The sequence below is a fragment of the Gallibacterium faecale genome (assembly GCF_027920745.1).
GTDB lineage: Bacteria > Pseudomonadota > Gammaproteobacteria > Enterobacterales > Pasteurellaceae > Gallibacterium > Gallibacterium faecale.
Genome location: NZ_JAQIBB010000103.1, coordinates 1 through 10,559, shown reverse-complemented (window position 1 = coordinate 10,559; position 10,559 = coordinate 1). Strand labels below are relative to the sequence as shown.

Below are 10,559 nucleotides of genomic sequence, written 5' to 3'. Positions count from 1 at the left end.
AGTTAAATACCTTTGTCATTTTCTTATCGCGTCTCATTGCGAGCGTAGCAGCACAAAGCCGTAGTAGTGATGAAGAAAGTAGTTCAAATTCAGGTATCTACTTCCTCGTGTCTATGGTATTAGAAGTCGTATTTGGTTTCCTTGCAAGTATGATTGCGATGTGGTTCTCACGTTATCGTGAATTCCATGCGGATGCAGGTTCAGCTCATTTAGTGGGTAAACAAAAAATGATTGCTGCATTACGCCGTTTACAAGCAATTCATGAACCTGAAGAATTAACAGGACAATTAGCAGCGTTTGCAATTAATGGTAAAAGAAGCGGTTTGGCAAGTTTATTTATGAGCCACCCACCATTAGAAAAACGTATTGAAGCGCTACAAAATTTAAAATAATCAGTTAAGTGCTTATGATGGGTTAATGCCTTAATTATTTTAATTAAGGCATTAATTATTTAGGGTATAAAATCAGCTACGCCAATATTATAAAAATCTAAAAAAGATAAACTCATTGTAGCAATTAGATAGATGAATTAAACAAAGCAGTATGGAACATAAAATAGAAGATCTTATGGCGATTTTTAATCGCTGTTTTTATGAAGAATATAATACAAAATTAGAAAAAGGCGGGGATGAACCTGTCTATTTACCCGCCACAAACGAGCGTTCTTATCATGCGATTTATTTTGCTCGTGGCTTTTTTAGTAGTGGTTTACACGAGATTGCACATTGGCTAGTTGCAGGTAAAGCGCGTAGAGAATTAGAAGATTTTGGTTATTGGTATGAACCTGATGGACGTAGCGAAGATCAGCAAAGAGAATTTGAAAAAGTAGAAGTGAAACCTCAAGCGTTGGAATGGATTTTGGCTAATGCAGCAGGCTTTCGATATTTTGCTAGTGCCGATAATTTAAGTGGTAGTCCGGGAGATACAGGCCCATTTAAACAGAAAGTTTATCAACAAGTGTGTGATTATGTCGCCAGAGGTTTACCAAAAAGGGCGGAAAAACTCCGCTTAGCATTAGCAGAGTTTTATCATCGACCAATAGAGATTAATTTAGCTGAATTTGATGTGACAAAGATTTAATCTGTGTCATTTTGGTTAGGGGTAACTTGTTGCTCTTCATACTCTAAAAGGAGTTTTGCAATAGCTTGGCGATAGGTAATTTCTAAGGTTTCACGGCTAGTTGCAATTACGCCTTGATCAATTAAAAAACCATCGCTGACATCATAAACCCAACCATGCAAAGAGAGTTTTTTCCCTCGGTTCCAAGCGGAACGAACAATAGAGGATAAGCCAAGATTATAAACTTGTTCAGCAACATTAATACGTGTGAGTGCGTCCGCACGTTTTTGTAGCGGTAATTTGCCAAGTAAATGACTGTGCTTAAACCAAATATCACGAATATGTAAAAGCCAGTTATTGATTAAACCAAGATCTTCATTATTTATGGCAGCGTGAATGCCACCACAATTAGTATGACCACAAATAATAATATGCTCAATATCGAGGACATCGACAGCATATTGAACAACAGATAGACAATTTAAATCGGTATGAATAACTTGATTCGCAACATTCCGATGGACGAAAAGTTCACCAGGACCTAAATTAGTGAGCTTTTCGGCAGGAACACGGCTATCAGAACAACCAATCCATAAATAGGTTGGTTTTTGATGTTCTGCAAGATGTGCAAAGTAATCTGCGTGTTGCTCTTTCATTTCCGTTGCCCATTTAAAATTATTGGCAAATAGTTTTTCGATTTTCTTCATTAGTTACACCTTTTATCCTTGAAGATATGCTATATTGTCGGGCGTTTTGCATTATACCGAGAAAAAATTTCCTGCCTATGACCTTTTAATTAAATTAATAAAAAAAATAACAATGTAAGTAAGGGTGATTATGTTTGCATTAGAAATAAATCAATTAACAAAATCATATAGTAACGGCTTTAAAGCATTACATGGCATTGATTTACACGTTAAAGAGGGCGATTTTTATGCGTTACTTGGCCATAACGGTGCGGGTAAATCGACCACGATTGGTATCATCAGTTCATTAGTCAATAAAACCAGCGGTGAAGTAAAAGTATTCGGCTATGACTTGGATACCCAATTAACAGAATTAAAAAAACAACTTGGGGTAGTACCACAAGAGTTTAATTTTAATAACTTTGAGAAAGTAATTGATATTTTGACTAATCAAGCTGGGTATTATGGCGTACCACGTCAAGAAGCATTAAAACGAGCAGAGTATTGGTTGAAAAAATTAGATTTATGGGATAAGCGTCAGCAAAAATCGATGCGTTTATCAGGGGGAATGAAACGTCGATTAATGATCGCGCGTGCATTAATGCATAACCCACGCCTATTAATTTTAGATGAACCGACTGCTGGGGTAGATATCGAATTACGCCGTACTATGTGGCAATTTTTACAAGAATTAAATCAACAAGGTACAACCATTATTTTAACGACGCATTATCTTGAAGAAGCTGAAATGCTATGCCGTAATATCGGTATTATTCAGCAGGGATGTTTAGTAGTAAATACGTCGATGAAAGCATTATTAGCGAAGTTAGAAACAGAAACCTTTATTCTTGATTTAGCAGAAACTAGAAATGAGATTAGCTTGCAAGATTACCGCTTTAAACTAGTTGATGCGATGACACTTGAAGTAGAAGTACACCGTGAGCAAGGATTAAATAATTTATTTCATCAATTAACGGAACAAGGGATTACGGTATTAAGTATGCGTAATAAAGCAAATCGTTTAGAAGAGCTATTTGTCAGTATGGCATTAAATAAATCGGATGCAGATAAGGCAATACAGGAGGGAAAGTAATATGTCATCATTAGCATGGGTTGCCTATAAAACGATTTTACGTAAAGAAATCCAACGTTTTATGCGAATTTGGGTACAAACACTGGTGCCGCCTGTAATCACTATGATGTTATATTTCATTATTTTTGGACAATTAATTGGTAGCCGGATTGGGGAGATGCACGGCGTAAGTTATATGCAATTTATTGTTCCTGGTTTAATTATGATGTCAGCAATTACCAATTCATTTTCTAATGTTGCATCATCATTTTATAGCACGAAGTTTGCCCGTAATGTGGAAGAGCTACTAGTATCACCAACTTCACCACATATTATTATTTTAGGCTATATTTCAGGTGGAATGGCGCGAGGTATTTTTGTTGGTTTCTTAGTGACTTTAGTTTCACTGTTTTTTGTGCGTTTTGATGTCTATTCTTGGTTAGTGATTGTCGGGATCTTATTGATGACGACAGCAACATTCGCATTAGGAGGTTTAATTAATGCCGTGTTTGCTCGTTCGTTTGATGATACTTCAATTATTCCAACCTTTGTATTGACGCCATTAACATATCTTGGCGGGGTGTTTTACTCCATTTCACTGTTGCCTGAGTTTTGGCAATGGGTATCAAAATTAAACCCGATCGTGTATATGATTAATGGTTTTCGTTATGGTTTCTTAGGGATTAGTGATGTATCCTTACATTATACTTTCGCTGTGTTATCATTATTTATCATTGTATTGTATTACTTTGTATATCAATTAATTAAGCGCGGTGTTGGTTTAAGAAACTAATCAAATTAAGAGGCAAATCATAATGGGAGAATTACAACGTTATTTCTCTTTTTCCCCGCAAGAATTGAAAGCCTTGTGGTTGAGTTTAGAAGTCGCTTTAGGTGCGGTACTTTGGAGTTTGCCTCTTGCTATTTTTGTGGCTTGGCTATTGGCACGTAAAAACTTTTACGGCAAAACGATTCTCAATAGTGTGATCTATCTTCCCCTTGTTCTTCCTCCAGTAGTGATTGGTTATTTATTATTAGTAATCATGGGACGTAAGGGCGTTATTGGGCAATATCTGTATGATTGGTTTGGTTTCTCTTTTGCATTTAGTTGGCGAGGAGCAATTTTAGCGTCCGCTGTGGTAGCCTTTCCATTGGTTGTACGTTCTATCCGCTTATCTCTAGAAAGCATTGATACAAATTTAGAAGCAACGGCGAGAACACTCGGTGCATCACCTTATCGAGTCTTTTTTACTATTACATTACCATTAGCTTTACCAGGCGTATTAGCTGGAATGGTGTTAGGATTTGCGCGCTCATTAGGGGAATTTGGTGCTACTATTACGTTTGTTTCCAATATCGTAGGGCAAACACAAACTATTCCATTGGCAATGTATTCTTTTATTCAAACGCCGGGCGCTGAAGATCAGGCGTTCAAGCTCTGTTTACTCTCAATTATGTTGTCATTGTTGTCGTTACTATTATCAGAATGGCTCTCTCGTTATATGTATAAAAAATTAGGACAACGTCATGCTTAATTTGCAAGTTAAAAAGCATTTTCCTGCCCTTTCAGTAGAACTCGATCTGCAAATTCCTACTAATGGGATTACGATGATTTTTGGACGATCTGGTGCAGGGAAGTCCTCTTTATTAAATATGGTGAGCGGGTTAAGTAAACCTGATCAAGGGCGAATTAGTTTAGTGGATCGGGTGTTGGTGGATACAGAGAAGCAGATAAATGTACCCATTGAAAAGCGCAATATTGGTTATGTTTTTCAAGAAGCTCGCTTATTTCCTCATTATCGAGTAAAAGGAAATCTGCAATATGGCATGGCAAAACAGGAACAGGGTAAGTTTGATGCTATTGTTGAGTTATTAGGATTGAGCCAGTTATTAGATCGTTATCCATTAACATTATCAGGCGGTGAAAAACAACGAGTAGCGATAGGGCGAGCCTTACTTTCTAATCCACAAATTTTATTAATGGATGAGCCATTATCTGCATTAGATATGCCACGTAAGCAAGAGTTAATGCGTTATTTGCTACGTTTAGTTAAAGAGATTGAAATTCCTATTTTATATGTAACCCATAGTTTAGAAGAGTTAAAAATGTTGGCGGATCGAGTGATTCTATTAGAAGAGGGAAAATTAGTAGAATTTGCTGACTTAGAAACAATGTGGAATAACGGATTATTAGCGGAATGGCAACAAAATCAAATGACACAATGGATCTATCAAGGTCAATTAATAGAGAAATCAGATAATTGTCAGCACGGCATTGTGCAAGTGGCGAATCAACGCTTTCAAGTTACACTAAATCAAGATTACCCATTAGGCGAAACGCTAAAAATTGCGATTAATCAGCAAGATCTTTTTCTTTCTTTAGTACCACCGATTGACAGTAGCGTTACTCATTGTTGTCAAGGAACTATCACTAGAATTGTTGAAATGGCAACTCATATTGCAGTAACTGTAACGATTTCAGCATCAATGATGGTGGTTGTTCCTATCGAAAAATCAATTTATCAAAAAATGCAACTTATTGTAAATCAACAAGTTTATCTTAATATTCTGCATATCCACTTATTAGCTTATTAACCAGATATAATAAATTTGGATATCAATTATTTGCAGAATATGCTCGCTTGTTAGTGGATAATTGCCTACAATTCGTTTCCATAGGTAATATTTTGCCTTACGGAAGTATTAATTAAGAGATTTCTCTTAGATTAATAGTTCATAATCAATTTTTGATAGGAGAAGCCTATGTTTAAAAAATTATTAGTCACCTCATTAGTTGCTTTAACTGCAAGCATGGCAAATGCAGAACAAGTTACGGTATTTGCCGCAGCCTCAATGACTAACGCCTTGCAGCAAGTTGCTGATGATTACAAGAAAAAAGCACCTGATGATGAAATTGTCTTTTCTTTTGCGTCTTCATCAACATTAGCAAACCAAATTGCTGAAGGAGCACCAGCAAATATCTTTGTTTCTGCTAATACTAAATGGATGAACTATCTGAAAGAAAAAGGTTTAACTGTGGCAGGTAGCGATAAAATTTTAGTTGGTAATGAATTAGTGATGATTGCAAATCAAGACAGCAAAATTGATAAAGTGGATATTGCAAAAGGTGAATGGATTAAGCAATTAGATAATAATTTTCTTTCTGTCGGCGATCCTGATCATGTGCCGGCTGGTCAATATATGAAAGCAGCAACCACTAAATTAGGATTCTGGGATAAAATTGAATCTAAATTAGCTCGTGGTAAAGATGTACGTGCTGCATTAGCGTTAGTAGAACGTAATGAAGCACGTTTAGGTGTAGTGTATGGTACTGATGCTAAACAAAGTAAAAAAGTGAAAGTTGTTGGTGTGTTCCCAGCAGATAGCTATCCAAAAGTGGAATACCCAGTTGCCTTATTAAAAGATCATGATAGCAAAGCAGCAAAAGCATTCTTTGATTATTTGCAATCAGATGATGCGAAACAAGTATTTATTCAATATGGCTTTAGTGTTGCGAAATAATTGAAGGATATTTGGTAATTAAACCCACGATTTTTCGTGGTTTTTTAGACTGCTGACAAAGTCAAATTTAATCTTTAGATATTTTTGCTTTAATTCACATTTAGGTTTCGCCCTAAAGGGGACCTCCTTTTCTTTACTTGTGTAAAGAAAAGGAGGCAAAAGAAACACACCCTCGCACACTTGCTATTCCTCATTCCAATAAGATTTTCCGGGCGGCAAAAAACAGAGATTTTTCTCACTGCGTTCGAAAAATGATCACTTTTTTGCCTGAAAATCTTATTTGCATTCGGGCAAGTGTGAGAGGGAACCCATTAAGCCTTTATTAAGATTCGTGATTAATTTCAGATTTGTTAGTTATCTAACTTACGATTTTTCGTGGGTTTTTAGTTTGCCATCATCAATCACCCCTTATCAGCCCATCCCCTATTTTCACTGATTATCAAGCAGCCTACCCCGACCTACTCCGATTTTCTACTTGAAATTCATTTTTTATAGTGGCAATATTGACCGCCTGAAAAAATAAAAACAATTCTCATTTTGTTTGTTGGGATAAAATAAATAATGATTCAGCGACGATATTTGTTGTTACTTCTAGTCGTGTTATCGCTCTTTTCATTGCTCATTGGCGTCAGTTCGGTCACTTTAACCGGCTTATTATCGTTTGATACTGAACAATGGCAAGTGTTGATGATTAGCCGAGTTCCACGTTTAATTAGTATTTTGATTGCAGGTGCTAGCCTTAGTATCTGTGGGTTAGTTATGCAGCAACTAAGCCGCAATCGTTTTGTATCGCCCACTACTGCCGGCACAATGGATTGTGCAAGATTAGGTGTGTTATTAGCGATTTTATTTTTTCCAAATGCGTCGATGTTATTAAAATCCGCCGTGGCGATTATTGCTGCTTTTGCTGGGTCATTGCTGTTTATGACCTTACTCGCAAAACTAAAGTTTACAGATACCATTTTTGTGCCATTAGTTGGCATTATGTTTGGCAATATTATTAGCTCAATTACCGCTTTTATCGCTTATCAACAAGATTTACTACAAAACCTCTCTGCGTGGTTACAAGGGGATTTCTCTCTGATTATGAGTGGGCGTTATGAAATGCTCTATATCAGTATTCCCACCTTACTATTAGCCTATATTTTTGCCCAACGCTTTTCTATTGTGGGAATGGGCGAGGAGTTTGCTACTAATCTGGGACTGAATTACAAACAGGTGTTATATCTAGGTTTAGCAATAGTTTCGATTGTATCGGCGATTGTAATTGTAACAGTAGGTGTGATTCCATTCCTTGGTTTGATTGTACCAAATATTGTGACACTTTATTTAGGCGACAATCTACGTAAAACACTTTCGCATACCGCCATTCTTGGCGCTATCTTTGTTCTATGCTGCGATATTTTAGGTAGAGTGGTGATTTACCCCTATGAAATTTCAATTAATGCGGTCGTGGGCGTGTTTGGTAGTGCGATCTTCCTGTATTTGTTGTTGAAAAGGTATCGTAATGCGTAGTTTGGTGTCGGCTAAATTAAAAATGGTTTTATTGATATTACTTGTAGTGGTAGTGAGTGTTGGCTATTTATTTTATCAGTTACCTTCTCGTTGGGAATATGCCTTAACCCATCGGAGTTTGTCATTGTTAGCGATTATTGCAACGGGAACAGCGATTGCCTTAGCTACTATGTTGTTTCAGCCTTTAGTGAATAATCGCATTTTGACTCCAAGTGTGCTGGGATTAGATTCTTTATATCTATTTATTCAAACAGCAATTATTTTTGCTTCAGGTTCAGCCGCTTTATTGGCTATTGATTCAATAGGACTCTTTTTCTTCTCCACTGCGGTGATGATGATTTTTGCGTTATTGCTTTATCGTTTGTTATTCCAACAAGAACAGCAGAGTATGTTTTTCTTGCTCTTGGTGGGAATTGTATTTGGTACGCTTTTCCAAAGTATGACAACGTTTATGGAAGTGTTAATTGATCCTAATGAATTTCAAATTACGCAAGATATTGGTTTTGCAAGTTTTAATCGGATTAATACCAATATTTTATGGATAGCGACAGCAATTATTTTTATTACTGCGCTGGCAAGTATTCGTTATTTCCGAGTGCTTGATGTACTGGCATTAGGACGTGATCAGGCAATTAATTTAGGGGTGAATTATAAGCGAGTAACCAAACAATTATTGCTGATTATCACTATTTTGGTTTCGATTGCGACCGCGTTAGTTGGACCAATTACCTTTTTAGGCTTACTGGTGATGAATATTACGTTTGAATTTATGCCTCGTCATCAGCATAGATGGTTAATTCCGACCGCAGTATTAATCACAATTATCACTTTGGTATTAGGACAATTTATTGTGGCGCAAATTCTTACCTTTAAAACAACATTAAGCATTTTGGTGAATTTTATTGGTGGGGTGTATTTCATTTATTTATTACTTAGGACAAATAAAGCATGGCAATAGAACTAAAGCATATTAGTAAAACGTTTGGCCAGCAATTAGTGGTCGATGATGTTTCATTAACGATTCCACAAGGGAAAATAACCGCTTTTATCGGGCCAAATGGTGCGGGGAAAAGTACTTTATTGGCAATTGTGAGTCGTCTATTACAAGCAGATCAAGGTGAGGTGATTTTAAATGGCACACCTTTACAACAACAAAGTAGCGAAGCTATTGCCCGCCAATTAGCGATTCTAAAGCAGAGTAACCATATTCATTTACGCTTAACTGTTGCAGAGTTAGTTGCATTTGGGCGTTTCCCTTATAGCAAAGGTCGCTTAACTAAGGCAGATCATCAAGCGATTGATCATGCAATTAATTATATGAATTTAGATGCGTTGCGCGATAAACAGATTCATCAATTAAGTGGTGGACAACGGCAACGAGCATATATTGCGATGACGCTAGCACAAGATACCGACTATATTTTATTAGATGAACCACTGAATAATTTAGATATGAAACACTCAGTACAAATTATGCAGGTATTACGTAAGTTAGTCGAAAATTTAGGTAAGACAGTGGTGATTGTGATTCATGATATTAATTTTGCTTCCTGCTATGCCGACCATATTATTGCGATGCAACAAGGTAGATTAGTAGCAGAAGGGTCGGTAGAAACCATTATGCAAACCGAAGTATTAGCCAATATTTATGATATGCATATTCCTATCCAACAGATTAATGGGCAACGTATTGCCACTTATTTTCGTTAGTTTTTATTCGTATTTAATTAAGGAGAACTGAGAAATGAAAAAAACGATCAAATTTGCAGTAGGACTGTTAGGCTTGCTTAGCTTATTTACCAGTTTAGCGGGTCAAGCAAAAGAGATAACCGTCGCAACACCAGTAGGGGAACAGCTGATCCTACAAGACGCAAAACGCATTGTGGTATTAGATTATGGTGTAGCGGATACATTACGTGAATTAGGCGCAACTGATCGCATTGTTGGGATTCCAAAATCAACTGCATTACCGGCTTATTTAGAATCATTCAAAGCGGACAGTTTTGCGAATGTAGGATCGTTACCAGAGCCTGCATTTGAAAAGATTAATGAATTAAAACCAGATTTAATTATTGCGTCAGGCCGTCAGCAAAAAATGTTAGATCGTTTTAAAGAAATTGCCCCTGTTTTTTATTATCAAAATGACTTTACTAACTTCTATCCATCATTAGTCAATAATATTGAAATTCTTGGCAAGATTGTGAATAAAGAAGCGTTGGCTAAAGAGAAAATTGCTAATTTAGAAAGCAGAGTGAATCAATTAGCAGCACTAACCAAAGGCAAAACAGCACTATTGGTATTAGTAAATGAAAATAGAATTAGTGCGTATGGCGATACTTCTCGTTATGGTTTGGTTTATCAAAAATTTGGATTCACACCAGCAGATAAAAATATCAAATCTTCTACTCACGGTATGAGTGTTGGTTTTGAGTATATATTAGAGAAAAATCCAGACTATTTATTAGTGGTTGATCGTACAGCAGCAATTACCGAGAAAAAAGATAATGCTAAAGTTGTTTTAGAAAATGATTTAATTAAGAAAACTAACGCATATCAACAAAAACATATTGTTTATTTAGATGCCGCTAATTGGTATTTAGCGTTTGGTGGATTAAAAGCAACTGAAATGATGGTTGATGAATTAGAACAAGCCGTAAAATAATTAAATTATTAAGAAATAAAATGGCAGATATTTGGTAATAATA

Annotated in this window: 12 protein-coding genes; 11 read left to right on the top strand and 1 reads right to left on the bottom strand. The window is 36.3% G+C overall.

Annotation, left to right across the window (positions count from 1 at the left end):
- Together PF272_RS11340 and PF272_RS11335 are read left to right on the top strand one after the other, a co-directional pair.
- On the top strand, nt 1-392 hold a 392-nt coding region (locus PF272_RS11340; protein ID WP_271142843.1), incomplete at its 5' end, for a M48 family metalloprotease.
- A gap of 151 nt (nt 393-543) precedes the next feature.
- Nucleotides 544-1,080: an elongation factor P hydroxylase gene (locus PF272_RS11335; RefSeq protein ID WP_271142842.1), complete on the top strand. Its 537-nt coding sequence runs from the start codon at nt 544-546 to the stop codon at nt 1,078-1,080.
- Here PF272_RS11335 and can read toward each other — a convergent pair.
- The gene (gene can / locus PF272_RS11330; RefSeq protein ID WP_271142841.1) at nt 1,077-1,766 is read right to left on the bottom strand and encodes a carbonate dehydratase; all 690 of its coding nucleotides are present in this window, start codon (nt 1,764-1,766) and stop codon (nt 1,077-1,079) included. The two genes, PF272_RS11335 and can, sit on opposite strands and share 4 nt — an antisense overlap.
- A 130-nt stretch (nt 1,767-1,896) precedes the next feature.
- Between can and PF272_RS11325 the strand changes: the two genes are divergently transcribed.
- From PF272_RS11325 to PF272_RS11285, 9 genes are all read left to right on the top strand, one after another.
- Nucleotides 1,897-2,838, top strand: a complete 942-nt coding sequence (locus PF272_RS11325; protein WP_271142840.1) for an ABC transporter ATP-binding protein — start codon at nt 1,897-1,899, stop codon at nt 2,836-2,838.
- Nucleotide 2,839: 1 nt separating this feature from the next.
- Nucleotides 2,840-3,610: an ABC transporter permease gene (locus PF272_RS11320; RefSeq protein WP_065235083.1), complete on the top strand. Its 771-nt coding sequence runs from the start codon at nt 2,840-2,842 to the stop codon at nt 3,608-3,610.
- A gap of 22 nt (nt 3,611-3,632) precedes the next feature.
- Nucleotides 3,633-4,352 (top strand): molybdate ABC transporter permease subunit, encoded by a 720-nt coding sequence (gene modB, locus PF272_RS11315; RefSeq protein ID WP_065237664.1) that lies wholly within the window; start codon nt 3,633-3,635, stop codon nt 4,350-4,352.
- A complete protein-coding gene (gene modC / locus PF272_RS11310) occupies nt 4,345-5,412 on the top strand; it encodes a molybdenum ABC transporter ATP-binding protein (RefSeq protein ID WP_271142839.1) in 1,068 nt (355 codons plus the stop codon). Before modB ends, modC begins: the two co-directional genes overlap by 8 nt.
- A gap of 168 nt (nt 5,413-5,580) precedes the next feature.
- Nucleotides 5,581-6,339, top strand: a complete 759-nt coding sequence (modA, locus tag PF272_RS11305; protein WP_271142838.1) for a molybdate ABC transporter substrate-binding protein — start codon at nt 5,581-5,583, stop codon at nt 6,337-6,339.
- A 561-nt stretch (nt 6,340-6,900) separates the two neighbouring features.
- The gene (locus PF272_RS11300) at nt 6,901-7,854 is read left to right on the top strand and encodes an ABC transporter permease (protein WP_269446909.1); all 954 of its coding nucleotides are present in this window, start codon (nt 6,901-6,903) and stop codon (nt 7,852-7,854) included.
- On the top strand, nt 7,847-8,812 hold the full coding sequence (locus PF272_RS11295) for an iron chelate uptake ABC transporter family permease subunit (RefSeq protein WP_271142837.1): 966 nt from the start codon (nt 7,847-7,849) through the stop codon (nt 8,810-8,812). Before PF272_RS11300 ends, PF272_RS11295 begins: the two co-directional genes overlap by 8 nt.
- Nucleotides 8,803-9,564 (top strand): iron ABC transporter ATP-binding protein, encoded by a 762-nt coding sequence (locus PF272_RS11290; RefSeq protein ID WP_271142836.1) that lies wholly within the window; start codon nt 8,803-8,805, stop codon nt 9,562-9,564. Before PF272_RS11295 ends, PF272_RS11290 begins: the two co-directional genes overlap by 10 nt.
- Before the next feature lie 34 nt (nt 9,565-9,598).
- Nucleotides 9,599-10,516, top strand: a complete 918-nt coding sequence (locus tag PF272_RS11285; protein ID WP_271142835.1) for a siderophore ABC transporter substrate-binding protein — start codon at nt 9,599-9,601, stop codon at nt 10,514-10,516.
- The last annotated feature ends 43 nt before the right edge of the window (nt 10,517-10,559 follow it).

Excerpts from the sequence above, each read along its gene's own strand:
- PF272_RS11300 (WP_269446909.1), top strand. The coding sequence starts at position 6,901 with ATGATTCAGCGACGATATTTGTTGTTACTTCTAGTCGTGTTATCGCTC.
- modB (WP_065237664.1), top strand. The coding sequence starts at position 3,633 with ATGGGAGAATTACAACGTTATTTCTCTTTTTCCCCGCAAGAATTGAAA.
- PF272_RS11290 (WP_271142836.1), top strand. The coding sequence starts at position 8,803 with ATGGCAATAGAACTAAAGCATATTAGTAAAACGTTTGGCCAGCAATTA.
- PF272_RS11285 (WP_271142835.1), top strand. The coding sequence starts at position 9,599 with ATGAAAAAAACGATCAAATTTGCAGTAGGACTGTTAGGCTTGCTTAGC.
- modC (WP_271142839.1), top strand. The coding sequence starts at position 4,345 with ATGCTTAATTTGCAAGTTAAAAAGCATTTTCCTGCCCTTTCAGTAGAA.
- PF272_RS11295 (WP_271142837.1), top strand. The coding sequence starts at position 7,847 with ATGCGTAGTTTGGTGTCGGCTAAATTAAAAATGGTTTTATTGATATTA.
- PF272_RS11335 (WP_271142842.1), top strand. The coding sequence starts at position 544 with ATGGAACATAAAATAGAAGATCTTATGGCGATTTTTAATCGCTGTTTT.
- modA (WP_271142838.1), top strand. The coding sequence starts at position 5,581 with ATGTTTAAAAAATTATTAGTCACCTCATTAGTTGCTTTAACTGCAAGC.
- can (WP_271142841.1), bottom strand. The coding sequence starts at position 1,766 with ATGAAGAAAATCGAAAAACTATTTGCCAATAATTTTAAATGGGCAACG.
- PF272_RS11320 (WP_065235083.1), top strand. The coding sequence starts at position 2,840 with ATGTCATCATTAGCATGGGTTGCCTATAAAACGATTTTACGTAAAGAA.
- PF272_RS11325 (WP_271142840.1), top strand. The coding sequence starts at position 1,897 with ATGTTTGCATTAGAAATAAATCAATTAACAAAATCATATAGTAACGGC.